The 24,812-nt window shown below is 60.9% G+C and carries 27 protein-coding genes (1 of these 27 running past the window's edge); 16 read left to right on the forward strand and 11 right to left on the reverse strand.

The window, feature by feature from the left end:
- Positions 1-11: 11 nt before the first annotated feature.
- The 4 genes from GRI58_RS12635 to ftsH all read left to right on the forward strand — a co-directional run bounded on the left by GRI58_RS12635 (position 12) and on the right by ftsH (position 5,089).
- Positions 12-1,091: a CaiB/BaiF CoA transferase family protein gene (locus GRI58_RS12635; RefSeq protein WP_160753965.1), complete on the forward strand. Its 1,080-nt coding sequence runs from the start codon at positions 12-14 to the stop codon at positions 1,089-1,091.
- Positions 1,092-1,117: 26 nt separating this feature from the next.
- Complete coding sequence (locus tag GRI58_RS12640; protein WP_160753966.1) at positions 1,118-2,536, forward strand: aldehyde dehydrogenase family protein; 1,419 nt, start codon at positions 1,118-1,120, stop codon at positions 2,534-2,536.
- Positions 2,536-2,991 carry a MaoC family dehydratase gene (locus tag GRI58_RS12645; RefSeq protein ID WP_160753967.1) on the forward strand — a complete coding sequence of 152 codons (456 nt, stop codon included), beginning with the start codon at positions 2,536-2,538 and terminating at the stop codon, positions 2,989-2,991. The genes GRI58_RS12640 and GRI58_RS12645 overlap by 1 nt, the downstream gene beginning before the upstream one ends.
- 133 nt (positions 2,992-3,124) lie before the next feature.
- Complete coding sequence (gene ftsH, locus GRI58_RS12650; RefSeq protein WP_160753968.1) at positions 3,125-5,089, forward strand: ATP-dependent zinc metalloprotease FtsH; 1,965 nt, start codon at positions 3,125-3,127, stop codon at positions 5,087-5,089.
- A 97-nt stretch (positions 5,090-5,186) separates the two neighbouring features.
- Here the strand turns inward: ftsH and GRI58_RS12655 are convergent, their stop codons facing one another.
- The 4 genes from GRI58_RS12655 to GRI58_RS12670 all read right to left on the reverse strand — a co-directional run bounded on the left by GRI58_RS12655 (position 5,187) and on the right by GRI58_RS12670 (position 9,207).
- A complete protein-coding gene (locus tag GRI58_RS12655) occupies positions 5,187-6,260 on the reverse strand; it encodes a DUF3667 domain-containing protein (protein ID WP_160753969.1) in 1,074 nt (357 codons plus the stop codon).
- A gap of 62 nt (positions 6,261-6,322) precedes the next feature.
- Positions 6,323-7,063, reverse strand: coding sequence for a ParA family protein (locus tag GRI58_RS12660; RefSeq protein WP_160753970.1), 741 nt, complete (start codon positions 7,061-7,063; stop codon positions 6,323-6,325).
- A gap of 185 nt (positions 7,064-7,248) precedes the next feature.
- Positions 7,249-7,593 carry a DNA-directed RNA polymerase subunit omega gene (gene rpoZ, locus GRI58_RS12665; protein WP_160753971.1) on the reverse strand — a complete coding sequence of 115 codons (345 nt, stop codon included), beginning with the start codon at positions 7,591-7,593 and terminating at the stop codon, positions 7,249-7,251.
- Positions 7,594-7,686: 93 nt separating this feature from the next.
- Positions 7,687-9,207: a replicative DNA helicase gene (locus tag GRI58_RS12670; RefSeq protein WP_160753972.1), complete on the reverse strand. Its 1,521-nt coding sequence runs from the start codon at positions 9,205-9,207 to the stop codon at positions 7,687-7,689.
- A gap of 139 nt (positions 9,208-9,346) precedes the next feature.
- Here GRI58_RS12670 and GRI58_RS12675 point away from each other — a divergent pair, with 139 nt between their 5' ends.
- The 3 genes from GRI58_RS12675 to GRI58_RS12685 are packed head-to-tail and all read left to right on the forward strand — an operon-like array spanning position 9,347 to position 10,999.
- Entirely contained in the window at positions 9,347-9,850 is a 504-nt protein-coding gene (locus GRI58_RS12675) for a UPF0262 family protein (protein WP_160753973.1), read from the forward strand.
- 4 nt (positions 9,851-9,854) lie between these two features.
- Positions 9,855-10,574, forward strand: a complete 720-nt coding sequence (locus GRI58_RS12680; protein WP_160753974.1) for a glycoside hydrolase family 25 protein — start codon at positions 9,855-9,857, stop codon at positions 10,572-10,574.
- A gap of 20 nt (positions 10,575-10,594) precedes the next feature.
- On the forward strand, positions 10,595-10,999 hold the full coding sequence (locus tag GRI58_RS12685) for a cytidine deaminase (RefSeq protein WP_160754034.1): 405 nt from the start codon (positions 10,595-10,597) through the stop codon (positions 10,997-10,999).
- On the opposite strand, the gene GRI58_RS12690 is transcribed toward GRI58_RS12685, so the two are convergent.
- Both GRI58_RS12690 and GRI58_RS12695 read right to left on the reverse strand, forming a co-directional pair.
- Positions 10,996-12,135 (reverse strand): M14-type cytosolic carboxypeptidase, encoded by a 1,140-nt coding sequence (locus GRI58_RS12690; RefSeq protein WP_160753975.1) that lies wholly within the window; start codon positions 12,133-12,135, stop codon positions 10,996-10,998. The two genes, GRI58_RS12685 and GRI58_RS12690, sit on opposite strands and share 4 nt — an antisense overlap.
- Positions 12,132-12,734 (reverse strand): DUF4136 domain-containing protein, encoded by a 603-nt coding sequence (locus GRI58_RS12695; protein WP_160753976.1) that lies wholly within the window; start codon positions 12,732-12,734, stop codon positions 12,132-12,134. The genes GRI58_RS12690 and GRI58_RS12695 overlap by 4 nt, the downstream gene beginning before the upstream one ends.
- A 157-nt stretch (positions 12,735-12,891) precedes the next feature.
- On the opposite strand from GRI58_RS12695, the gene galE reads away from it, so the two are divergent.
- From galE to GRI58_RS12710, 3 genes are all read left to right on the forward strand, one after another.
- A complete protein-coding gene (gene galE, locus GRI58_RS12700; RefSeq protein ID WP_160753977.1) occupies positions 12,892-13,905 on the forward strand; it encodes a UDP-glucose 4-epimerase GalE in 1,014 nt (337 codons plus the stop codon).
- 90 nt (positions 13,906-13,995) lie between these two features.
- Positions 13,996-14,121, forward strand: a complete 126-nt coding sequence (ykgO, locus tag GRI58_RS12705; protein ID WP_007165381.1) for a type B 50S ribosomal protein L36 — start codon at positions 13,996-13,998, stop codon at positions 14,119-14,121.
- Between the two features lie 93 nt (positions 14,122-14,214).
- Positions 14,215-14,823 carry an HAD-IA family hydrolase gene (locus GRI58_RS12710; RefSeq protein WP_160753978.1) on the forward strand — a complete coding sequence of 203 codons (609 nt, stop codon included), beginning with the start codon at positions 14,215-14,217 and terminating at the stop codon, positions 14,821-14,823.
- A gap of 82 nt (positions 14,824-14,905) precedes the next feature.
- Here GRI58_RS12710 and GRI58_RS12715 read toward each other — a convergent pair whose 3' ends face one another.
- Complete coding sequence (locus tag GRI58_RS12715; protein WP_237452296.1) at positions 14,906-15,250, reverse strand: CC_3452 family protein; 345 nt, start codon at positions 15,248-15,250, stop codon at positions 14,906-14,908.
- Between the two features lie 190 nt (positions 15,251-15,440).
- Here GRI58_RS12715 and GRI58_RS12720 point away from each other — a divergent pair, with 190 nt between their 5' ends.
- Together GRI58_RS12720 and GRI58_RS15450 are read left to right on the forward strand one after the other, a co-directional pair.
- On the forward strand, positions 15,441-15,923 hold the full coding sequence (locus tag GRI58_RS12720) for a winged helix-turn-helix transcriptional regulator (protein ID WP_160754035.1): 483 nt from the start codon (positions 15,441-15,443) through the stop codon (positions 15,921-15,923).
- A 129-nt stretch (positions 15,924-16,052) separates the two neighbouring features.
- Positions 16,053-16,409: a hypothetical protein gene (locus tag GRI58_RS15450; protein ID WP_202386966.1), complete on the forward strand. Its 357-nt coding sequence runs from the start codon at positions 16,053-16,055 to the stop codon at positions 16,407-16,409.
- 80 nt (positions 16,410-16,489) lie between these two features.
- Here the strand turns inward: GRI58_RS15450 and GRI58_RS12730 are convergent, their stop codons facing one another.
- Positions 16,490-16,912, reverse strand: coding sequence for a YceD family protein (locus GRI58_RS12730; RefSeq protein ID WP_337190979.1), 423 nt, complete (start codon positions 16,910-16,912; stop codon positions 16,490-16,492).
- 119 nt (positions 16,913-17,031) lie between these two features.
- On the reverse strand, positions 17,032-17,565 hold the full coding sequence (locus GRI58_RS12735) for a ubiquinol-cytochrome C chaperone family protein (protein ID WP_237452297.1): 534 nt from the start codon (positions 17,563-17,565) through the stop codon (positions 17,032-17,034).
- Between the two features lie 138 nt (positions 17,566-17,703).
- Between GRI58_RS12735 and GRI58_RS12740 the strand changes: the two genes are divergently transcribed.
- The 4 genes from GRI58_RS12740 (at position 17,704) to GRI58_RS12755 (ending at position 21,394) form a co-directional block, all read left to right on the forward strand.
- The gene (locus tag GRI58_RS12740; RefSeq protein ID WP_337190980.1) at positions 17,704-18,210 is read left to right on the forward strand and encodes an outer membrane protein assembly factor BamE; all 507 of its coding nucleotides are present in this window, start codon (positions 17,704-17,706) and stop codon (positions 18,208-18,210) included.
- Positions 18,211-18,278: 68 nt separating this feature from the next.
- Positions 18,279-18,839, forward strand: a complete 561-nt coding sequence (gene hslV / locus GRI58_RS12745) for an ATP-dependent protease subunit HslV (RefSeq protein ID WP_160753981.1) — start codon at positions 18,279-18,281, stop codon at positions 18,837-18,839.
- Positions 18,840-18,859: 20 nt separating this feature from the next.
- The gene (hslU, locus tag GRI58_RS12750) at positions 18,860-20,161 is read left to right on the forward strand and encodes an ATP-dependent protease ATPase subunit HslU (protein WP_160753982.1); all 1,302 of its coding nucleotides are present in this window, start codon (positions 18,860-18,862) and stop codon (positions 20,159-20,161) included.
- 54 nt (positions 20,162-20,215) lie between these two features.
- The gene (locus GRI58_RS12755) at positions 20,216-21,394 is read left to right on the forward strand and encodes a BaiN/RdsA family NAD(P)/FAD-dependent oxidoreductase (protein ID WP_160753983.1); all 1,179 of its coding nucleotides are present in this window, start codon (positions 20,216-20,218) and stop codon (positions 21,392-21,394) included.
- 26 nt (positions 21,395-21,420) lie between these two features.
- Here GRI58_RS12755 and GRI58_RS12760 read toward each other — a convergent pair whose 3' ends face one another.
- Both GRI58_RS12760 and GRI58_RS12765 read right to left on the reverse strand, forming a co-directional pair.
- Positions 21,421-22,914: a SulP family inorganic anion transporter gene (locus GRI58_RS12760; protein ID WP_160753984.1), complete on the reverse strand. Its 1,494-nt coding sequence runs from the start codon at positions 22,912-22,914 to the stop codon at positions 21,421-21,423.
- 83 nt (positions 22,915-22,997) lie between these two features.
- Positions 22,998-24,812, reverse strand: partial view of an ABCB family ABC transporter ATP-binding protein/permease gene (locus GRI58_RS12765; RefSeq protein ID WP_160753985.1) — the 3' portion only. It continues 3 nt past the right edge of the window; 1,815 of the gene's 1,818 nt are visible here — the last part of the coding sequence; the start codon falls outside the window, past its right edge; the stop codon is at positions 22,998-23,000.

Genomic DNA, 24,812 nt, shown 5'->3' on the forward strand with positions numbered 1-24,812 from the left:
AGAATTGCTGAATGAGCGAGCTGGGCACGGGACCGCTGGCGGGCCTCAAGGTGGTCGAATTTGCCGGGATCGGCCCCGGGCCGCATGTAGCCATGCTGCTGGCCGACATGGGCGCCGAAGTTGTGCGGATTGAACGTCAGGGGGCGCAGGTTACCAATCCAGTGGTGGAACGTGCGCGCCACCGCGCGCAGGTCGACGTTAAGAGCGAGGAGGGGCGGCGCTTCTGCCTTTCAGCCTGTTCGAAGGCCGACATTGTTGTCGAAGGGTTTCGTCCCGGTGTGATGGAGCGGCTGGGGCTTGGCCCCGATGTGCTGCTCCAAGCCAATCCGCGACTGATCTTTGCGCGCATGACCGGCTGGGGACAGGAGGGGCCGCTGGCACAGGCTGCCGGGCACGACCTCAACTATATCGCAGTGACCGGGGCGCTCGACGCGATCGGGAAGCGCGGCGAATTGCCGGTCCCACCGCAGAACCTTGTCGGCGATTTCGGCGGTGGCTCGATGTATTGCGCGCTCGGAATCCTCGCCGCGCTTTTCGAACGTGAGCGTTCGGGCAAGGGGCAGGTTGTCGATGCGGCAATCGTCGATGGCGTCACCAGCCTGATGAGCTTTTTCTATGGCCAGCCGCATTCGGCGCTGCGCAGCACGGTCAGGGGCGCAGGGCTGCTGGGCGGGGCAGCGCATTTCTATCGCTGCTATGCCTGCAAGGACGGCAAGGAAATCAGCATCGGCGCGATCGAACCGCAATTCTATGCCGAGCTGCTCCGGCGATCCGAAGCGCCCGCCGAGCTTGTCGAGGGGCAGCTCGATCCGGCGAACTGGGACGCCTATGCCGAAAAGCTGGCCGCGCTGTTCCTGACCAAGACGCAAGCCGAATGGTGTGACATTCTCGAAGGGACCGATGCTTGTTTTGCACCGGTCATGCCCCTCGACGAAGCCAGAGATCATCCCCACATGCGGGCAAGAGAATGCTTCGTCGAGCATGACGGACGCTGGCACACCGCCCCCGCACCACGCTTTTCTCGCACGCCGGGCACGATCCGCGACAGCGCCGAGGATGGCGAAGCGGTGGTGGAACGCTGGAAATATTAATACGCGCAATGCGCAAGGAGAGAGACATGTACGAATACACCCAGTTCTATATCGACGGCCAGTGGGTCGATCCGGCCCAGCCGAACAGCCAGCCGGTCGAAAATCCGGCGACCGAGGAAACGATCGGGCATATCGCCTTCGGCAGCGCCGCCGATGTAGATCGTGCAGTCGTCGCGGCGCGCAAGGCGTTCGAGAGCTGGCAGTTCTCCTCTCGCGAGGAACGGCTCGAGCTGCTGCGCGCAATCCAGGCCGGGATCGAAAAGCGTCGCGAAGACCTCGCCAAGGCCGTCAGTGACGAGATGGGCGCGCCGATGTCGCTCGCCAATGGCCCGCATGTCGGCCTGCTCGCCGGGCATTGCGCCACCGCGATCCAGATCCTCGAGAATTTCGAATTCGAGCGACAGGATGGGCCGACGCTGCATGTCTATGAGCCGGTCGGTGTGGTCGGCATGATCACCCCGTGGAACTGGCCGCTGAACCAGATCGCCTGCAAGGTCTTCCCGGCGCTGGCAACGGGGAACACCATGATCCTCAAGCCTTCGGAAATCGCACCCTTCGATGCAGCGATCTTCACCGAGATCATGCATGAGGCGGGCGTGCCCAAGGGCGTGTTCAATCTCGTCAATGGTGACGGTCCGGGCGTGGGCACGGCGATGTCCGGCCATCCCGATATCGACATGATCAGCTTCACCGGCTCGACCCGCGCAGGCATTGCGATCGCGGCCAATGCTGCGCCCACGGTCAAGCGCGTTGCGCAGGAACTGGGCGGCAAGAGCCCCAACATCGTTCTCGACGATAGCACCTTCGCCCAATCGGTGGCCAAGGGCACGGTCGGGATGATGGGCAATTCGGGCCAGACCTGCACCGCTCCCAGCCGGATGCTGGTCCCCCATGCCCGCATGGAAGAGGCCAAGGCCGCGGCAAGGGAAGCAGCCGAAAAGGTCATTCCCGGCGATCCCAAGGGCAATGCCACCATCGGCCCGGTCGTCTCGAAGGCGCAGTGGGACAAGATTCAGGGGCTGATCGAAAAGGGTATCGAAGAAGGCGCGACGCTGGTCGCCGGTGGCCCGGGCAAGCCCGAGGGGCTGGAAACCGGCCACTACGTCAAGCCGACCGTTTTCGCAGATGTCACCAATGACATGACCATCGCGCGCGAGGAAATCTTCGGCCCGGTGCTGGCGATCCTTGGCTATGACGATCTCGACGATGCCGTGCGGATTGCCAACGACACCGAATACGGTCTCGCCAGCGCGATCACCGGCGAGGATCTGGAGCTGGCCCGCAAGACCGCGCGCAAGATCCGCGCGGGGCGTGTCGCCATCAACGGCGGCTATGACATGAACGCGGCTTTCGGCGGTTACAAGAAGTCCGGCAATGGCCGCGAATGGGGCAAGTTCGGCTTCGATGAATTCGTCGAGGTCAAGGCGGTGATGGGCTACGCCTGATGGCAGGCAGGTTCTTCGACGAATGGAGCGTGGGTGATACGATCACCCACGACATCCGCCGTACTGTGACCGAGACCGACAATCTCCTGTTCACGACGATGACTCATAATCCCCAGCCGCTCCACCTTGATGCGGAAGCAGCAAAGGCGAGCGAGTTCGGTCAGATTCTGGTCAACGGAACCTTCACCTTCTCGCTGATGGTCGGACTAAGCGTGGGTGATACCACGCTCGGCACGCTGGTCGCCAATCTCGGTTATGACAAGCTCGTGATGCCCAAGCCGGTGTTTATCGGCGATACGCTTCATGCGACCAGCGAAGTGATCGGGTTGCGGGAGAGCAAATCACGTCCCGAAGCCGGAATCGTCACTTTTCTGCATGAATGTATCAATCAGCACGGCGAAGTCGTCTGTCGCTGCGAGAGATCGGCATTATTGCGTAAACGCGCGAAAAACTGACCGATAATCCTGTCTTCGGGCAGAACGATTTCGGTAATCTGAATTATTACGCGTCTTTCCGGGCGCGCATCAACTTGTCATTCACCCGCTGTCGCTTAGATTAGTAGGGAACTCTAGAGGAATTGCGTTAACGATGAGCGACTCCAACCAGCCCGGTGAGCCCGAAGGTGGCGGCCCCAACCCCTGGGTGAAGAGCCTGATGATCTGGGGCGGGATATTCCTGGCCCTGCTGATCGTGGTGTCGGCATTCGGCGGCAGCACCCGTTCGACCGGCGACCAGATCCGCTATTCCGACTTCCGCCATCAGGTGGCCGAAGGCCAGGTGCGTGACGTGCAGATCGGTGCAGACACCATCACCGGGACGCTCACCAATGGTAAGCAGTTTTCTACCGTGCCTGTCCATGGTGACACCACGCTGACCGAGCTGCTCGACAAGAACAACGTCTCGTACTCCGGTGCGCAGAAGGAGGAGATGAGCGTCTTCACCTATGTGCTGATCCAGTCGCTGCCGTTCATCCTGATCCTGGGCATCGCGTTCTTCGCGCTCAGGCAGGTACAAAAGGGCGGCGGTGCCGGCGGCGCGATGGGCTTCGGCAAGTCCAAGGCGAAGATGCTGACCGAAAAGACCGGCAAGGTCACCTTTGCCGATGTCGCGGGCATCGACGAGGCGCGTGAAGAGCTTGAAGAGATCGTCGAATTTCTCAAAGACCCCAACCGATTTGCCAAGCTGGGTGGGACAATCCCCAAGGGTGCGCTGCTGGTCGGCAGCCCGGGTACGGGTAAGACGCTGCTTGCCCGCGCGATCGCGGGTGAAGCGGGCGTGCCCTTCTTCACCATTTCGGGCTCCGACTTCGTCGAAATGTTTGTCGGCGTGGGCGCTAGCCGCGTGCGCGACATGTTCGAACAGGCGAAGAAGAATGCGCCTTGCATCGTCTTCATCGACGAAATCGACGCCGTGGGTCGCCATCGCGGCCATGGCCTTGGCAATTCGAACGACGAACGCGAGCAGACGCTGAACCAGCTGCTGGTCGAGATGGACGGCTTCGAAGCCAATGAAGGCATCATCATCATCGCCGCCACCAACCGGCCTGACGTGCTCGACCCGGCTCTGCTGCGGCCGGGCCGTTTCGACCGTCAGGTCGTGGTGCCGGTGCCCGATATCGACGGGCGCGAGAAGATCCTCGGCGTGCATATGAAGAAGCTGCCGCTGGCGCCCGACGTGAATGCGCGCACCATCGCGCGCGGCACGCCTGGCTTCTCCGGTGCCGATCTCGCCAATCTGTGCAACGAGGCGGCGCTGCTTGCCGCGCGGCGCAGCAAGCGGCTGGTCGCCATGCAGGAGTTCGAGGACGCCAAGGACAAGGTCATGATGGGCAGCGAACGCCGCTCCATGGTGATGACCGATGACGAGAAGAAAATGACCGCCTATCACGAAGCCGGTCACGCACTCGTCAGTATCCATGAACCGGCATCCGACCCGATCCACAAGGCGACCATCATCCCGCGCGGCATGGCGCTGGGCATGGTGATGCGCCTGCCCGAGCGCGACAATTACTCCTATCACCGTGATAAGATGCATGCGAACCTTGCGGTCAGCATGGGTGGTCGTGTGGCAGAGGAAATCATCTTCGGCCATGACAAGGTCAGCTCCGGCGCCAGCGGGGATATCCAGTATGCGACCGACCTCGCCCGCAACATGGTCACCAAATGGGGCATGTCCGACAAGCTTGGCCCGCTCCAGTACGAGCAGAGCCAGGAAGGCTATCTCGGCATGGGCGGCACCCAGCGCACCATGGGCGGCGAGGATACCAACCGGCTGATCGATGCGGAGATCAAGTCACTGGTCGAAAGCGGTCTGGTCCGAGCTCGCGACGTGCTTTCGACCCATGAGGACAAGCTGCATCTGCTCGCACAGGCGTTGCTCGAATACGAGACGCTGACCGGCGAAGAGATCGACCAGCTGATGAAGGACGGCAAGATTGAACGCAGCGATGACGATGGTTCGCCGACCGTGGTTATCCCCACGCGCCCATCGGCAATCCCCAAGGCGGGTCGCAAGTTCGGCGGTTCAGGCGAAAGCGCACCGCAGGGCGCCTGACGCCGAGCGCTTCCCGGGACGAAAATACGAAAGGGCGGGCCGTTTGGTCCGCCCTTTTCGTGTTTTGAGCCTGTTTGATCTGGTCCGCGCCGATTGTTCAGAATGCGCCCAGTACCAGCAGGATCTGCAGGAAAAAGCTGGCGATGATCACAATGAAGACGGTCAGCACGACCAGTCGCCAGATCGCCGAGAAGCGCGACAGAAGGTAGGTTCCGCGTAATTGCCTGTAGATATGGATCAGCGGCACCGTCGTCCCGATCAGGCTGACGATACCCCACGACAGGCCGAGCGCATAAAGCACCGATAGCACCACGAACAGCAGCGACATGAAGGCGATCGAGTAGGTAACGAAGATCGCATGATCATATGCCCGGACCCCGCGCTTCCAGACAAACAGCACCCACATGAACGGGATCGACAGCGGGATCAGCAGCCAGCTGAATTTGTAGCTGTTCGATTGCAGCTTGTAGAGCATCAGGCCCGGGTTCTTGCGCCATTTTTCCAGCCCGTGATCGAGAAACGCGATCCCCGTGTCGATGGTCGTGACTTTGACGAGCCCCTGACCGTTCGAGACTGCATTCCCCACCTTGTTAATCCCTTCGAGAGCGTCCTTGGTATCGGCCAGTTTTTGTTCCGTCGCCGCCCTGTCAGGATCGGTTGCGGACATTTTGCCGAGTTTGTCCGTCAGGCTGTCGCGCTTTTCGGTCAGGTCTTTCTGCATCGCGACCATATTGGTCTTGAAGCCATCGGTGGTGTTGATTTCGGTCGGCGGGGTCAGTCCGATGGCCTGGAAGACGGCGAACATCAGGAAGATGGAGAACAGGAACAGCGCCATCGGCGAGACGAATCGCGCCCGTTCGCCATGGATATAACGGCGCGTCAGTTCGCCCGGCTTCCATGCGAGCAAAGGCAGCGTATGCCAGGTCTTGCCCTCGAAGTGCAGCGCGCCATGGAGCAAGTCGTGCAGGAACGCCCCCAATGTGCGATGCAGATGCGCCTGCTGGCCGCACTGCTGGCAATAGGGGCCCGTCAAAGCCGCACCGCAATTGAGGCAGTCATGTTCTCCGAAATGGCCCGCGGCGGATTTGTTGCCCTTGCGCCTGCCGGATATGGCCCGCGCGAACAGCCCGCCTTCCGCAGCTGTGCCCAGTGCGTCCCCAATATCGCTCATGACTGCCCCTCGCTTGTCGGCGGCGATCTTAAGGGCAGCAAGGGCACGGCGCAATCCGCCCGCTATTTGACCTTGCGCTTGGCCAGTTTGCGTTCGATCGCCCGCCACAGCAGCGCGATGTCACGCGCGGCTGGGCTGCTGGGGGCGAACGCACCGACGGGCGCGCGCTGCACCGCGCATTGTTCGAGCGCGCTGGCGAGCGGGATCACCGGCCATGTCGGGTTCGCCTCGATCGCCTGGCGGTGGAGCGTCCTGCGGCGATCGATCATCGAGAAGACCGGCAGCATCGGCGGATGCTTCTTCCCGCTACCCTTGACCTCCTCGGCGACGAGCTCGAACGCGCGGGTCGACAGCGGCGAGGGCGGCAGCGGCACGATCACGAGATCGGCGGCGCGCATGGCCTGCGTGCTGACCTCGCTGAGCACGGGCGGGCAATCGAGGATGATGCGCGAATAGGTCTTGCCGAGGCTTTCGGCGATCTTGGCCAGCCGGCGCTTCTTGCCGATGGCGGAAAGCTGGCTGTCGAGCGACCACAGGCTGCTGTCTGAGGGCAGGACATCGAGGCTGGCATATTGCGTTGAGCGGATCAGCTTTGCCGGGTCTCGCTCGCGCGAAAACACGCTGTTCGCGGACTTCTTTGGGTGAGGTTCGAGCCCGAGCAGGAATGCCGCGCCGCCCGCCGCATCGAGATCCCACAATAGTGTTTTCCACCCGCTGTCATGCGCGGAGCACCAGGCAAGATTGGCGGCAAAGGTCGTTTTGCCCACTCCGCCCTTGACGCTGTACACCGCAATGACGGCCATCGATTTCCAGTCACACCCCTTGTCTTGCGAGCCCAAGCCCGCGCAATCCATGCGTTGTGACGGTGAGGTTACTGGATTGTTGCAGGGACGCAAACAGGCGCGCGTACCGTCGCATTTCAGTCAGACAAAGCAAAAGGGCCGCTCGATGGAGCGGCCCTTTGTGGAATTCGTCAGGGTTGGTCCCGTCAGCCGTCGTAATCGCCGCCGATCGACGTCGAGCGGCTCGGCGTCGCAGCAGTGATCCGCAGCGCCTCGGCCGACTGGCTGAGCGAACCGATTTCGTCGGCCTCGTCCTCGTCATCGGGCAGGATCTTCTGCAGATTGGTCACGGCTGCTTCATGCAGGTGATTCGGGCGAACGGTCTGTTCGGCAATCTCGCGCAGCGCCACAACCGGGTTCTTGTCGCGGTCGCGATCGACGGTTAACTCGGCCCCGCCTGAAATCTCGCGCGCACGCTGGGCGGCAAGAAGGACGAGATCGAAACGATTAGGAACCTTGTCGACACAATCTTCGACGGTAACGCGCGCCATGCAGCACTCCGAAAAAATCAATGAATCCGGGAAAGGCTGCGAGATAGGTGTCGCAGCCCGCTAAGTCAAGCAAAACGCCCGCGGCGCCCGGCTCTACTCGTAGCCCCAACTGCTGTAATCGCGCTTTGCCGGTGAGGAGAACTTGGTGATCTCGCTGTGGAACAGCAGTGGGACGTTGCCCGTTGAACCGTGACGCTGCTTGGCGACGATCATCGTCGCCTTGTTCTTGAGCTCAAGATAGCGTTCTTCCCAGATCTTGTATTTCTCCTGCACGTCGACCGGGCTTTCGGGTGTCGGGAAGTCGGGCCGCGAGGCCTCGTGATAATAGTCCGCGCGATAGATGAACCACACCATGTCGGCGTCCTGCTCGATAGAGCCCGATTCGCGCAGGTCGGAGAGCATCGGGCGCTTGTCTTCACGCTGTTCGACCGCGCGGCTGAGCTGGGACAGCGCGATCACGGGAAGCTCAAGCTCCTTTGCCAGCGTCTTCAATCCGCGGCTGATTTCGGAAATTTCGTTGACGCGGTTGTCGTTCGCCCGGCCCGAACCTTGCAGCAGCTGGAGATAGTCGACCACGATCAGCCCGATGCCGTGGCGTCGCTTGAGCCGCCGTGCGCGGCTCCTCAGGGCGGCGATGGTCAACGCTGGTGTGTCGTCGATATAGAGCGGCAGTTCGTTGAGGCGCTGGCTGGCACGCGACAGCGCGTGAAACTCGTCGCGGCTGATCTTGCCCGAACGCAGACTTTCCGAGGAAATCTCCGCCTGCTCGGCCAGAATACGCGTCGCCAGCTGATCGGCGCTCATTTCCAGACTGAAGAAGGCCACCGGCGCACCGTAATTGAACGGCCCGCCCTCGCGCTGGTGCTTGAGATGCTCCTCGGCACAGTTGAAGGCGATATTGGTGGCCAGCGAGGTCTTGCCCATGCCCGGACGCCCGGCGAGAATGATAAGGTCGGAATTGTGCAGGCCGGCGGTCTTTTCGTCGATCACCTCCAGTCCGGTGGTCTTGCCCGAAAGGCCGCCGCCCGAATTCATCGCGGCCTCGGCCAGCTTCAGCGCCACCAGCGATGCGGAGCGAAAATCGGTCGCCTGCGACGTGCTCGCCTCGCCTTCGGCCACGGCATAGAGCGAGGCTTCCGCCTGCGCGATCATTTCCAGCGGGGCGACATCGTCCGAGGTGTCGAGTGCATCCTCGACCAGTTCACGGCCGACGGACACCAGCTGGCGCAGCAGCGCGAGATCGTAGATCTGCTGCGACAATTCGCGCGAGGCGAGCAGGCCCTGACCATCGGCGGTCAGCTGGGCAAGATACGTCGTCCCACCTAGCTCCTTGAACGATTCGTCACCGTCGAAATAGGGTTTGAGCGTTACCGGCGATGCGGTCGCATTGCGGTCGATCAGCTTGAGTACACGCTCATAAATGCGCTGGTGCACAGGCGCGTGAAAATGGTCCGGGCGCAGCGCGACCGTCAGCTCCTCGATGACCTTGTTGTCGATCAGCACAGCGCCCAGGAACGCCGCCTCGGCCTCCAGATTCGCGGGCAGCGTGCGGCCCTGTGCAAGCGGCGTTGCCGCCGAATCGGCGGAGCGGGTAAGCAAGTCCTGATCGGTCATGGCGCCAGATGCACACGACCGATGGGTTCTTGCAAGCGCACCGACGTTGCACGCGGTGTGGATATCGGGGACGTTTTTGCGATGATGCGATCTTGCCTTGCCGCGACCCTACCGCATCTGCGAAAGCGCTTGGCGACGCATGGCCGAATCCTCTTCCTTTGCCCCCGATCACAGGATCGCCGATATCTCGCTCGACGAGACTACGATCCTGTGGCGCAATGCCGATATTGAGCAGGAACGGCGGATCGCGATCTTTGATCTGATCGAAGAAAACCAGTTCAAACCGCTCCGCTCGGTGGAGCGAGGGGCGGACGGGCCGTACAAGTTACGCCTGTCCGTCACCGATGGACGGCTGGTGCTCGACATTGCCGATTTACAGGATTCGCCAGTGGAACAGCTCATCCTCGGGCTGGCCCGTTTTCGCCGTCCGATCCGCGAATATTTCGCCATTTGCGACAGTTATTACCAGGCGATCCGCAAGGCGACACCGGCCGAAATTGAGACGATCGACATGGCCCGGCGCGGTATTCACAACCGCGCGGCGGAGCTGTTGCTGGAACGACTGGAAGGCAAGATCGAAACCGATTTTGCCACCGCTCGGCGGCTGTTCACGCTGATTTGCGTCCTCCACATCAAGGGCTGACAGGATGGCGCGCAGGAAACGCAAGCTTCGCACCCGGCGCAAGAGCGACTGGCGCCGCAAGCTGATCATCGTTCTGGTGCTGGTCGCGCTGGGCGGGGCGCTATGGCTGTGGCACTACGCTCGCCACTGGCGCCCGGACGAAACCCGCTATCCCGAACAGGGCGCGTTGATCGGCGATCAGGACGGGGCGGTGCGATTCGACGTGCTCAAGGGGCTGGGTGCGCAATTCGTCTATCTCGAAGCCAGCCAGGGTGCGAATGGCAAGGAAACGCGCTTCTCCGAAAATCTGGCCGCGGCGCGCGCGGCGGGATTGCAGGTCGGGGCGGTTCATGTGTTCGACGCCTGCCAGAAAGCCGGTGGGCAATCGGCCAATTTCGTCACAGAAGTGCCGCGCGATCCGAAACTGCTTCCGCCGGCTGTTATCCTGTCGGGCAACACCGACTATTGTCCCGAGCGGGTCAGCGAAGCGGCAGTGCAGAGCGAGTTGATGACCTTCGTCAACCAGATCGAGGCGCATTCCGGCAAGCCGGTGATCCTCGCGCCCACGCGCGCCTTCGAAGCGCGCTATCATGTCGCCGCGCGGCTCGATCGCAATCTGTGGCTGTCGCGCGATTTCTTTCCGCCAACCTATGCCGGACGGCCATGGGTATTGTGGACTGCGAACGGGGATTACCAGACACCGGCGGCGGATCACCCGCTGCGCTGGGTTGTCGTGCAGCCGTGAGCGCTGCGATGGAGGCAATGATGCAGGACGATGAACTGATCGAGGCAGCACAGGCGGCGGCAGGCCAATCCTATTCCCCCTATTCACGTTTTCCTGTGGGCGCTGCGCTGCGCTTCGCCGACGGCACGATCGTGACCGGGACCAATATCGAAAACGCCAGCTACGGCCTCGCGCTGTGCGCCGAGACCGTGGCGGTGGCCAAGGCGATGGATGCGGGCGTGCGCGGGGGACTGGAGGCAGTCGCCGTCACCGGGCCGGGCGCCGATGCAATTACTCCCTGCGGACGCTGCCGCCAGGTGCTGAACGAACTCGCCCAGCTTGGCGGCACCGATCCGCTGGTGTTCTGCGTGGGGCCGAAAGAGGTGCGGACGGTGAGGCTGTCCGAGCTGCTACCCCACGCTTTCGGCCCGGCGAGCCTGGATTAGGCTTTTTCCTCTCCCAACCACTCCAGCAAAGCTGCAAGGCAATCGCGTGCCAGCAGTTTCGAGCGTTCCGGGCTCCAGCCCTGTGCCGGCTCGGGCGCTTTGGGATTGTCCTTGAAGGGCATTTCGAGCGTCATCGCAGTTGCGCCGAAGCGTTCTGCGAGCTGGTTGGTGCTCATCGAGAGATTGGCGCTGCCGGGGCTCGATTTGGTGTAGCCCAGTTCGGTCTGGAAATCGGGCGTGCGGCGCGCGAGGATGCGCTGATAGCGATAGAAACGCTCGCCCTGATCGTCGGTCCAGCTCGGAATGCCTTCGAATCCGGCGAGGAAGGCGACCGGGATCGCTTCGTCGCCATGGACGTCCATGGCGAAATCGACACCCGATGCGTCCATCGCGTTGCGGATCGCGAGCACTTCGGGACTCTTGTCCGCGCTCGGAGTGTCCCATTCGCGGTTGAGATTGGTGCCCACCGCATTGGTGCGCAGATGGCCACGGCGCGAGCCGTCGGGATTGCAATTGGGCACGATGTGGAAGCGGCATTGCTTGCGCAGGCCCATCGCCACCGGATCGGCGGGATCGGTCAGCACTTCGAGCGCGCCTTCCATCCACCATTCGGCCATGCTCTCGCCCGGATGCTGACGGGCATAGAGCCACACCTGCTTGTCGCCATCGCCCAGTTCGAGGCAGTCGAGCGACTGGCCGTCGAGCGTGGTGCCTAGGCATTTGTAATCGACCCCTTCGCTTGCCGCGGATTCGGACACGAGATCGTGGTGGCGCTCCATCGTATAGGGCGCGAAATAGGCGAACCAGGCGATGTCGCTGGCGGGCGTATAGCGGATCGTCAGCGTGCCATCGTTCGCGTCCTTGTCATAGCTCGAGCTGGCGCGGCCCCAATACTGACGGTCTTCGGACACCACGGCGTCATAGCCGGGCCAGCCACCGGGATAGGCGCTCTTGCTCAGCCCGGTGATATTGAGCTCCAGCTCGCGTCCGGCAGCGCCGGAAACGCGGAAATGGAACCACTGGGCGAACTCGCTCATGTGGTCGCGTTGAATGGCTAGGCGAGCGCTTGCTCCGTCGACACCCAATACTTCGATATTACCACTGTCGAATTCCGCATCGATCCTGATGTCGCTCACTGATTGACCTTTACGCTCACTGTTTCTCCGCTGTTGCCCGGAAAGTTCCGGAACAACGCCTCGGCCAGCGTCTGGGCATTGCGCGTGCGATCCGCAAGGGGGGAGTTATCCTTGACCGACAAATCGGCGCGGCCTTCCCACAGGCTTTGCCCGCTCGCAGCGTCCTTGATCTTCACGGACAATTGCGTGGCGATCTTGTTGCGCGGGCCGCCACCAAGATTGATGCCGACGCCAAGCCCCAGGCCCGAGCCATAGCCACCGGTCGATCCGCCCACGCCCACGCTGACCGGGCTTGGCTTCCGGCCCGCCAGATAGAGATGGCGCTCGACCTCGATCTGGGCGGTCTGCGCGGTGGATGCTGTCGCGACCGTGTATCCCAGGCGGGTCAGCTCTTGCGCCACGGCTGCCCGGTATGGCGCGGTTTCGAGATCATCCTGCTGTCCCGGTGCCACTGTTACAGCGATGGTTCCTCGACCAAGCTGGCTTGGGGCCTCAGGCGCTACGAAGCGAGTAACTTCAACCGGACCCGGCGTGGTCGCGCAGCCCGCGAGGGCCAGCATGCCGGTGGCAAGCGCAAGAGATCGATATATGCGGTTCATTTGAAGACTCCTTGCCGGGCGATTTGGCGGCTCATGCTCAATTGGCATTACTAGATTTTGCAAGACGAATGTATCGATAGGGGTGTGATGTCCCTCAAGGTTACGTCAACGGATTCCAAGCTTACACGAACGGTTTCGTCATGCTAGCGCGCGTCACATGAACGATAGCACACAGTGTCCTGTCCTCGTTACCGGCGGTGCCGGCTATATCGGCAGCCATGCAGTCCTCGCGCTGCGCGACGCGGGATGGCCGGTGGTCGTGATCGACAATCTGTCGACCGGCTTTCGCTTTGCAGTGCCCGATGCAGTGCCGCTTTATGAAGGCGATATCGCCGATGCGGAGCTGATTGCGCGGATCGTAAAGGAACACGAGATCGGAGCGATCATGCATTTCGCCGGGTCGATCGTGGTGCCCGAATCGGTCAGCGACCCGCTGAAATATTACGAGAACAATACGGTGAAGAGTCGCGCGCTTATTGCAGCGGCGGTCGACCTTGGGGTCCGGCACTTCATCTTCAGTTCGACAGCTGCAACCTACGGTGTGCCATGCGAACCGCGGGTAACCGAGGAAACGCCCACGGTGCCGATCAACCCGTATGGCTGGTCAAAGCTGATGACCGAGCAAATGTTGGCCGACACTGCCTGTGCGTATGACTTTACTTATTGTGCATTGCGGTATTTCAATGTCGCCGGAGCCGATCCGCACGCTCGGACTGGGCAATCGACGGCCGGAGCGACCCATCTTCTTAAAGTGGCGTGCGAGGCGGCAACCGGCAAGCGCAGCCATGTCGATGTGTTTGGGACGGATTATGAGACGCCCGATGGCACGGGCGTACGCGACTATATCCATGTCAGCGATTTGGCGACCGCGCATGTCCTGGCACTGAGTGAACTGATCGCTCATCCGTGCAAGTCCCTGACGATGAACTGCGGTTATGGTAGAGGGTTTTCGGTGCTCGAAGTGCTCGATGCGGTCGGCCGAGTGACCAATCAGACGATCGACCGACGCTTTGGTCCGCGCCGTGCTGGCGATTCGGGAGTGCTTGTATCGGATCCAGCGCGCATTCGTGCCACCCTGCCGTGGCAGCCACGCTTTGACGACCTCGACACGATCGTTGAACATGCCCTGCAATGGGAACGGAGGCTGGCCGATATTCGTGCCGAGGCTTGACCGGCCGGTACTGCTAAGCTAACGGCCCCGCTTGAATTCGGCGTGTCGGACCAGATTCTGGCGCGCATTCATTTTTCAGATGAGATAGCCATGAAGATTCGCAACAGCCTCAAGTCGCTGAAGAACCGCCATCGCGATTGCCGCGTGATTCGTCGTCGCGGTCGCACCTACGTTATCAACAAGACCAACCGCCGGTTCAAGGCCCGCCAGGGCTGAACCTGTCTGCCGCTGTTTGCGGCGGCTTTCTGGTTTATCGAATGGCCCGGCTCCCTTGGGAGTGCGGGCCGTTCGTTTTGAAGGGACTTGCGCGTGATCGAAGCGGTCGTGTTCGACGTTGGCCGAGTGCTGTTCCAGTGGCAATTGGGGGCACTTTTCGAAAAGCTCACGTCCGATCCGGACGAGCTGGATTTCGTTCTGTCTGAAGTGATCACGGAAGAGTGGCACTTTCAGCACGATGCCGGTCGCCCGCTGATCGACATGGTAGCAGAGCGGCTGGCCGAGTTCCCCGAACACGCGCGGTTTATCGAAGCATATCCCCGGAGGTTCAATGAAACCATTCCCGGACCGGTCGAAGGTAGTTTGGAAATCGTGCGCGACCTCGACGCAGAGCGCGTGCCGTTATTCGCGATCACCAATTTCGGCGCTGAGTTCTGGGACAAATTTCGTCCGACCCAACCGATCTTCGACCTGTTCCGCGACATCGTAGTGTCCGGCAAGGAGCGGCTGACGAAGCCAGACCCTGCGATATTTGCGCGCGCAGCGGATCGATTTGGTCGCGACCCCGCTACGATGCTGTTCATAGATGACAATGCCGCCAATGTGGCGAGTGCGCAGGATTGTGGCTGGGAAACGCATCACTTCGTTGATGCTCCAGCGCTGCGCCGCGATCTCATTGATCGCGGGCTGCTGGCTCGGTAGCGAAAAAGGACCTTCGGCGCACAGTCCGAAGGCCCAGAAAGCCACCCGATGGAGAGGAGGGTGGGTATATTATTCGCAAATATCAGGCGTTGCAGCGTGCCAGGTCCTTGGCTTCGAGCTGTTTGCCATCGGCAGTGAAATTGGCGATGTCGCCGGTCTTGCGGAACAGGTCGCGGCAGACGCGCAACGGCCGGTCTATCCCTTTGTCCGCAACGCAAATAGTGTCGGCACAATTCCATACCTGGCCACCTGCGATGGTGCGGCCATCCTTGGCAGGCTTCACCAATTCTGCGCGATAATAGGAAGGTCCAGCGGTCTGCGCCGAGGCGGGCACCGGGCTGAGAGCAGCGCCGAAGGTGGCAAGGGTCCAGGTCAGCGCGAGGCCAATCGAACCCACCTTGGAATAGAGAGGAGAACTGGAAAGCATGACGTGCATCCTTAAACAAGCGTTGGATTGGCGGGCATAAAAACTCCCCGCGCAGACCGACTGGGATTGCCAGATCAGTTGCGAATCACTACTTAATGAACTAAGTTTTAAGTTGCAACTAAAAACTGAAACATTTTTTGCAGTTGTGCAACAAATGGGTTTACAAGGTTCCGTAAGGGAAAGGATAAAAATGGGCGACGTACGCGAACCGCTGCGGGAATTGACCGAATGCGGTCTCCCTCAGGCACTTGAAGTCATGGGCGAACGCTGGAGCTTCATGATCCTGCGTGCCAGCTTCAATGGGTTGCACCATTTCGAGGAATTCCTGAGCGAGTTGGGCATTGCCCGCAATATTCTTTCCAATCGTCTCGCCAAGCTGGTCGAACACGGAATCCTTGTGCGTCAGGCCATGGCGGATGATCGCCGCAAGATCGAATACCGGCTGACCGAAAAAGGCATGGATCTGCTCCCGGCGATGATTGCGTTGCGCCAATGGGGGCAAAAATACGGAGTCGACGTCGTAGAGAATCCGGTACTCGTCGATGAGCGTGATCGGCTGCCTATCGGCGCTGTTTCCATTTTGGCGCATGACGGTCGCATCCTTGATCACAAGGGGCTGCGCATGATCGACAAGAGTAAACTCGGGCTTCATCCGGAAATGCTGCAAAATTAACTACTTGCGGACCGCTATGGACGTGACGACGCTGTGACCGCGTGACGTCATCGTTAAAACCATATCAATTTCTGTTTGAGAGAAGGTCTTCACAGAACCTCCCAGAATTTGAATGATTGGTCGGGCCGCGTGATCGAAGTCGAAATTCAGAACGAGACCTATCAAACGACTTTTCGACTGAAGATGATAGTCGTGCCGCGCATTGGCGAAGGGATTCGCCTGCAGGAGCCGAGCGGGACGTGGGTTTCCTACGATGTGTTGGATGTGTGGTATCAGAGAGCCGAATTCGGCGATGTCTGGGTTCCGTATCTGCATGTCCGAATGACACCCGAAGAATCACACGCCCATGAGGGCGACCGGCACAATCCCATGGTCGATCGCCGACAGAACATTCCGATTGAGGAATTCCTGACGAAATTCGAAGGCGACAGGGATCACGTTCCGACCAAACTTTCGCTCGATCTTAGCGCTAGCAACAGCATTTGAAATCGAACTTGCTGCTAATTCCCGGGTCGGGCACTTCCTTGGTGTGCCAGCCGTTCACGCTTCACGCGATCAGCACGCGATCAGCGATCAGCATCCGTTCCCATATCCTTCAACTGGGCAAGTGCGGCAAACGGACCACTTGGAGCATCGTCGCCAGTAATTCCCTGCTCGCGACGCAAGATCTCTGCGTCCGGCCCGGTGGCGTATGGATCGATGGCAAGAGCTAGGCTTTGTGCGATAGCTTCGCCCAGATCGAAAGCCGCCTCATCATACTCGATCTCGTCCAGCTGATCGCTGTCGAGTTCGATTTCCTCGTCTGGCGATGCCGTTGAAGAACCATCGGTGCGCGGGACGAAGCGAAACGCGATCGGCTCCACGATATGGTTTGCAAAGGGCTCACCCGATATTGCGCAAGCCTGTTCCACATCGGCTATCAGGGTTCCTGAAACGCCAATCTCACGACCCTCGCAAGCCAGCGTAACCGTTGCCGACAGATTCTTCACGGAAGGGAGCCCAAATCGTCGGGCCAACGCAGCGACTTCATCACTGGTTGCCGTGATAGTCACCGCGTCCTGAGGAAGCCGGTCCAGCTTTATTACGCGGGAAAATTCGCTGACTTGCGTCATGCGATTTCTCCGGCGAGCAGAGCTGCATTGTCCGTGCTGGCGAGGCGTTTGTGCAGCTCTTCCAGCCTGACGGCAGCAAGGCCGGGATCGCCTCCTTCGATCAATGTCAGATTGCGCTGCGCAGCCGCGGCGAGTTCCTCGTGTCCTTCTCTCAGTCCCTGGCGATAGGCACCGATTCGCCCACCGAGCGTGCTCATCAGCTTGCCGATATGTTTGCCGACGAACAGGTCGCCAATTCCGGCCTGTCTCAGCTGTCCATCCATATCCTCGACGAAGAATTCGGCGAGCAGCGAGGTCCGGGGGGCCAGTTCCGGATCGTCTTCCATGCGCAGCATTACGAGCGACAGCACCGCGGCCACCATGTCGAATCGGCCCTCGATCGTATCCGCCACCCCGCAATCGCGGTACCACTCCGGCTCGCGGGCGATTTCGATCGTCCGATGCCATAATGGACGCAAAGCGAGACGCGGGTCGGGGCGGGAAGAAAAGAGGCGCGTGATGAGGCTCATGACCTGTGCTGACTGGGCCATGTTCATCGGCAATTCAAGGGGCCGTCCCCAAGTCCGCACGGGGTTCGTGTTGCGCCGCGCGGCGGGCCGTCCTAAGGCGTGCCCAAGTATTGAGCGTCGCTTGGGTTTATTGCGGCGCTCAGGGTTCATGGAGTTGATGTGACGAAATCGGTAGTTCCAGGTTCCAGGGCGCTGGCCTTCACGTTGGTCTTGGCTGCAGCGCTAACTGCGACAGGCTGCACCTCGATCCGCCAACAGCGCGGTTATATTATCGATCCGCTGCTCTATAATGGCGTCCATGCGGGCATCGATAACGAGCGCTCGGTGCGTGACACGCTTGGCGATCCGACCTTCAAGAGCCAGTTTGGCCAGAACATCTGGTATTATGTGTCGGACACGAATCTTTCCGGCCCGTTCCGTCGTCCGCGCATCGCCCAGCATTCCCTGCTGGCGGTGACCTTCAACAAGGCAGGGAACGTGGTCAGCACTGAGCGCGACACAGGCCTCGACAAGATCGTCTATCTGCGCCCGAACAGCGACAAGACGCCTACCCTCGGGCGGGAGCGCGGCTTCTTCGAAGATCTGTTCGGCAATATCGGCCAGGTCGGCGCCGCGGGTGCCTCGGGTAATACGGATTCGGGCAGCAACACCGCAGGCGGTGGATAATTGCCCGGCGTGCCGTAGTTTGCGCTCCGTTGCTTGACCGGACGGCGGCGAACCCCATATCGCCGGTCATGAGTGATCAAACCTCCAGCCACGGACTTGTGAAGTGGCATTCCACCACCATCATCGGCGTAAAGCGCAGCGACAAGACCATCATTGCTGGCGACGGTCAGGTTTCGATGGGCAATACCGTGATGAAGCCCAATGCAACCAAGGTCCGCCGGATCGGCTCTGGTGGTAAGGTCGTGGCGGGTTTCGCGGGAGCCACAGCCGATGCGTTTACCCTTTTCGAGCGGCTGGAAAAGAAGCTCGAGCAGTACAGCGGACAATTGCTGCGCGCTGCGGTCGAATTGACCAAGGACTGGCGCACTGACAAATATCTGCGCAATCTCGAAGCGTTGATGATCGTTGCCGACAAGGACAATCTGCTGGTCCTGACCGGCAATGGCGATGTGCTCGAACCAGATGGCGGGATCGCCGCCATCGGCTCCGGCGGTAACTATGCGCTCGCCGCAGCCCGCGCCCTCGCAGAGTATGAAGATGACCCTGAGAAAATCGCGCGCAAGGCAATGGCAGTTGCGGCTGATCTGTGCGTCTTCACCAATGGCAATGTGACGCTCGAAACCGTCTGAGCCGATTACCCGGGAACTCCATGATCCAGAACCTGACCCCCAAGGCGATTGTCGCCGCATTGGACGAACACATCATTGGCCAGAAGGATGCCAAGCGCGCGGTCGCCGTGGCGCTACGCAACCGCTGGCGGCGCCAGCGCCTTTCGCCCGATCTGCGCGATGAGGTGACGCCCAAGAATATCCTGATGATCGGGCCCACCGGCTGCGGCAAGACCGAGATCAGTCGGCGGCTTGCGAAATTGGCCGAGGCCCCCTTCGTCAAGGTCGAAGCGACCAAGTTCACCGAGGTTGGCTATGTCGGCCGCGACGTCGAGCAGATTGCTCGCGACCTGGTCGAAGAGGCGATTCGTCTCGAGAAAGAGCGCCGTCGCGATGCGGTGCGCGAAGCCGCGAGCAATGCGGCAATGGATCGCCTGCTCAATGCGCTGGTCGGTGAGAATGCGAGCGAGGCCACGCGCGAGGCATTTCGCCAGCGCATTACCGACAATTCGATGAACGACACCGAAGTCGAAATCGAAGTTTCCGAAGCGCCCAACATGCCAATGGATATTCCGGGGATGCCGGGCGGCGTCGGCATGATCAACCTGTCGGACATGTTCGGCAAGGCTATGGGCAAGAACAACACGAAGCGGCGCAAGCTGCGTGTGCCCGATGCATGGGACCGGCTGGTCGAGGAAGAGGCTGAAAAGCGGATGGACCAGGACGATGTCGCCCGGGTCGCGCTGGAGAACGCCGAAACCAACGGCATCGTTTTCCTCGACGAGATCGACAAGATCGCGGTCAGCGACGTGCGTGGCGGCTCGGTCAGCCGTGAAGGTGTGCAGCGCGACTTGCTGCCGCTGATCGAGGGCACGACGGTTGCAACCAAGTATGGGCCGATGAAAACCGACCATGTGTTGTTTATCGCCAGCGGCGCTTTCCATGTCGCCAAGCCCTCCGACATGCTGCCGGAATTGCAGGGCCGCTTGCCGATCCGCGTGGAATTGCGCGCGCTGACAGAGGACGATTTCGTTCGGATCCTGTCCGAAACCCGCGCCAATCTGGTCGCGCAATACAAGGCGCTGATCGGCACCGAGGGCGTGACGCTGGCGTTCGAGGATGAAGCGGTCCGCGAACTCGCCAAGATCGCTGCGCAGGTGAACGAGAGTGTCGAGAATATCGGCGCGCGTCGTTTGCAGACGGTGATGGAGCGGTTGCTTGAAGAAATCAGCTTCGAGGCCGAGGAGCATGAAGGGGAGATGGTCACGATTGATGCGGCCTATGTTCGTGATCGGTTGGACGAGCTGGCGGGCGATGCTGATCTGAGCAAATATATCCTCTAGTTCTGCCGTTGAGATAGTCCGCGCCGGGTCGTCTGCGCTGCCGAAAGGACAAGCATGTCCGAGTCCAGCTTTGATGTGATTGTGCTCGGCGCCGGTGCTGCGGGCCTGATGTGCGCAGCTCAGGCGGGCGCCAGAGGTCGTCGCGTGCTGGTGCTCGACCGCGCCGAAAAGCCCGGCAAGAAGATCCTTATCTCGGGTGGCGGGCGGTGCAATTTCACCAATATCCATACCGCGCCTGAACGCTTCATCTCGGCCAATCCGCATTTCGCCAAATCCGCGCTCAGTCGCTATACTCCGCATGATTTCATCGCGCTGGTCGATAGCCATGGCATCGCCTGGCACGAAAAGACGCTCGGCCAGCTGTTCTGCGATGGATCGGCGCGGCAAATCGTGGAGCTATTGCTGAACGAATGCGCCAAGGCAGACGTTGCGGTAGCGTGTGACGAGCAGATCGGGCGTGTCGACCATTCAGGTGTGCGCTTTGCCGTCACTACTCAATCGCAAACGGTCGATGCCGATTCGCTGGTCATAGCCACCGGCGGCCCGTCGATTCCCAAGATGGGCAGCACCGGCTACGCCTATGACCTGGCGCGACAGTTCGGACTGAAAGTGGTCGAGCCGCGACCGGCACTGGTCCCGTTGACGCTGGGCGGGGAGGATGTGCTGTTTCGCGAACTTTCGGGAGTTGCCACGCCGGTCGAAGCGCGCTGCGGCAAGGCCGCGTTTCGCGAAGCTGCGCTGTTCACCCATCGCGGCCTATCCGGTCCGGCGATCCTCCAGGTGTCCTCCTACTGGCAAAGCGGGGCAGCCATCGCGATTGATTTCCTGACCGACAAGGAGAGGGACTGGTTGCTGGCGGAAAAGCGCGACAATCCCGGCTCTACCTTGCGCAGCGTCTTGCGTGCCGCGCTCCCGCAGCGTCTGGCTGACGAGCTTGCGGAGCGCCTGTCGCTCGATGGACCATTGGCCAATGTGCCCGATGCAGACCTGCGCGTTGTCGGCGCAAGGCTGGCGGACTGGCGATTTCAGCCCAACGGGACGGAAGGTTTCGCCAAGGCGGAGGTCACGGTGGGTGGCATCAGCACAGCGGAATTGTCCTCCAAGACGATGGAGGCAAAGCGCGTGCCCAGCCTCTTCGCCATCGGCGAGGCGGTCGATGTCACCGGTTGGCTTGGCGGTTACAATTTCCAATGGGCCTGGGCGAGCGGCTGGGCGGCAGGTCAGGTGGCCTAGCGCGTCCCAATCCCGGCGCCGTTTCCTTATGGATGCGGTGCCAGTCCGATTTCGACGCCGGTCTTGTCAGTCAAGGCAAACCGATCGACCAGATCGCTGCTCGCCCGGTTGAGGCCTACGACCTGAACACTGCGACCGTTGCGGCGCATGCGCTCAACCACCTTGTCGAGAGCGCCGATGGCCGAAATGTCCCAAAAATGCGCGCCGGACACGTCGATGATGACGTGGTCTGCCGGATCGGGCTGGGCGCTCTCCGGTCCAAGTGCAGCGATGAAGCGGTCGACGCTGGCGAAGAAGATCTGTCCGGTTGCGGTATAGACCGCCTTGTCCGCTTCGCGCGTGCGGGCGACGGAGAACATGCCCATCACCTTCTGCGTGAAGAAGATACCGGACAGGATTACGCCTGCCAGAACGCCGAGAGCGAGATTGTGAGACGCCACGACGACCACAACCGTTGTCACCATCACCACCGATGACTGCCATGGATGCCTGGCGAGGTTGGGAATCGAGTTCCACGAGAAAGTACCGATCGAAACCATGATCATGATCGCCACCAGCGCAGGCATCGGCACACGCCCGACAAGACTGCCCAACGCCGAAAGCAGGATCAGCAGCGAGACGCCAGCAGTGAAGGTGGAAAGACGTCCACGCCCGCCGCTGGTGACGTTGATAACCGACTGGCCGATCATGGCGCAGCCGCCCATGCCACCGAACAGTGCGGCGACAATGTTCGCACCGCCTTGCCCCGCGCATTCGCGACGCTTGGCGCTGCCGGTGTGAGTCATGTCGTCGACGATCTGTGCGGTCAGTAGCGATTCGAGCAGGCCGACCGCAGCCATGGTTGCGGAATAGGGCGCGATAATCCGCAAGGTTTCCCAGTTGAGCGGGACTTGCGGCAGGTGGAAGAAGGGCAGGCCTTCGGGCAGCTTGCCCATGTCGCCCACGGTATGGACCGGTGCCGAAATCCAGATCGACAGCGCGGTCATCACGATGATCGCGATCAGCGGGCTGGGCACCGCAGTGGTCAGCTTGGGAAACAGATAGATGATCGCCAGCGAGGCGACGACCATGGCATAGGTTTCCCACCCGACATGGGTGAGCTGCGGCAATTGCGCCATGAAGATGAGGATCGCGAGCGCATTGACAAAGCCGGTAATGACCGAGCGGCTGACGAACTGCATCAGAAGGTCGAGCCGGGCGATGGCGGCAATGGCCTGGAAAATGCCCATCAGGATCGTGGCGGCGAACAGATATTCGACACCATGATCGCGGACCAATGGCACCACCACCACGGCAACGGCTGCGGTCGCTGCCGAAATCATCCCCGGCCGGCCTCCGGTAAAAGAGATCACAATGGCAATCGTTACCGAGGCATAGAGGCCCACGCGCGGATCGACCCCGGCAATGATCGAGAATCCGATCGCTTCGGGAATCAAGGCAAGGGCAACGACGATGCCTGCAAGAATGTCAGCACGTGGATTGGCGAGCCAGTCGCGGTGAAACGCGGCAGCTGAAAACATGAGTGAGTTCCGTGATTGTCTTGGCCAGGCGGCCTGGTTGGTGCGCCCTGTGGCCTATTGTGCAGTGCAGCGCAAGTTTGGGCCTACTCGGCAGCCTCTCCGGTCAGTTCGACTTCGGCCTGCTGGCGCGCCCACATTTCAGCGTAAAGTCCGTCGCGTCGCAGCAATTCGGTGTGGTGACCTTGCTCGGCAAGACGGCCGTTTTCGAGCACCAGAATCCGGTCGGCATCGGCAATGGTGGAAAGGCGATGCGCGATCGACAGGCTTGTGCGACCGCGAGAAATCCGCCGCAGTGTGGCGAGGATGTCCTGTTCGGTACGCGAATCGAGTGCGCTGGTGGCCTCGTCGAGCAGCAGGATCGGGGGGTTCTTGACCAGCGTCCGCGCGATAGCGACGCGCTGCTTTTCGCCGCCGGAAAGTTTGAGTCCGCGTTCGCCGACCTCGGTATCGAATCCCTGTGGCAGGCTTGCAATGAACCCGCCGATCGCAGCGCTGCGCGCCGCTTGCTCGATTTCCTCGCGCGTCGCGCCGTCACGCCCATAGCCGATGTTGTAGCCGATGGTGTCGTTGAACAGCACGCTATCCTGCGGAACGATCCCGATTGCCGCGCGCAGGCTCTCCTGCGTGACAACGGCGATATCCTGCCCGTCGATCAATATCCGTCCGGCCTGCGGATCGTAGAATCGATACAGGAGCCGGGCTATCGTGCTCTTGCCTGCACCCGATGGCCCGACAATGGCATAGCTGGCTCCTGCTGGTACTTCGAAGCTGAGGCCATGAAGGATGGTGCGCTCCGGCTCGTAACCGAACACGACGTTGTCGAAGGCGAGGGTAGGGCGATGAACGAGCAGTCCGGGCGCTCCGGAAATGTCCTTCACCTCAGCCTCGGTATCGATGAGGCTGAACATCGCCGCCATGTCGATCAGCCCTTGGCGCAAGGTCCGATAGACCGTTCCGAGCATGTCGAGCGGGCGGAACAGCTGGGTCAGCTGCGCCTGCACGAAAACCAGTTGGCCGGCTGTGTATCTCCCCTGCCACCATCCATAGACTGTAAAAGCCATGGCCGCGGCCATCAGCAAGTTGGTCACCAGCGCCTGCGCGATATTAAGCAGGCCAAGGCTGTTCTCGCTTTTGACGGCGGCTTCGGCATAGGCTCTGGTTGCCGAGGCATAGCGTTGCTGTTCGCGACGTTCGGCAACGAAGTATTTGACCGTCTCATAGTTGAGCAGCGAATCCACCGCACGCGCCAGCGCGCGCCCATCGAGGCGATTCATCTCCGCACGCAGTTTAGTACGCCATTCGGTTATAATGCGGGTGAGCAAGATATAGGCGACGATGGCAAGGGCGGTGGCTGCCACCAGCGTCCAGCCAAAAGCGAAATAGAAGATCACCGCAACTGCCGCCAGTTGCAGCACAGTCGGAGCGATGTTGAACAGCATGAAATAGAGCATCGTGTCGATGCTCTTGGTGCCGCGCTCGATCGTCTTGGTCACTTCGCCGGTGTGGCGTGAGAGATGGAAACGCAGTGAGAGCTGGTGCAGGCGCTCGAAAACATTCTCGGCGAGTGATCTTGCCGCATCCTGTCCTACGCGCTCGAACACGATGTTGCGCAGATTGTTGAAAATCACCCCGCCGAACCGACCGACCGCATAGGCAATGACGGTCAGCATCGCCAATTGCATGACGCGCGGGCCGGTGACGTTCATGGCGTCTACTGCCCATTTCAGGAGGAATGGCAGACCCAGTTGGGTCGCGGTAGAGGCGAGAACGAGCAAGACCGAAACGACAATCCGCCAGCGCAAGTGGCCATTTTCGCGCGACCAAAGATACGGCAGGAATCGCTTGAGCGTGCCCCAGCCATCAGGTGGCGGTGAATGAATGGTCGAATTGTCGGGCGG

It is taken from the genome of Qipengyuania algicida (assembly GCF_009828025.1).
GTDB lineage: Bacteria > Pseudomonadota > Alphaproteobacteria > Sphingomonadales > Sphingomonadaceae > Qipengyuania > Qipengyuania algicida.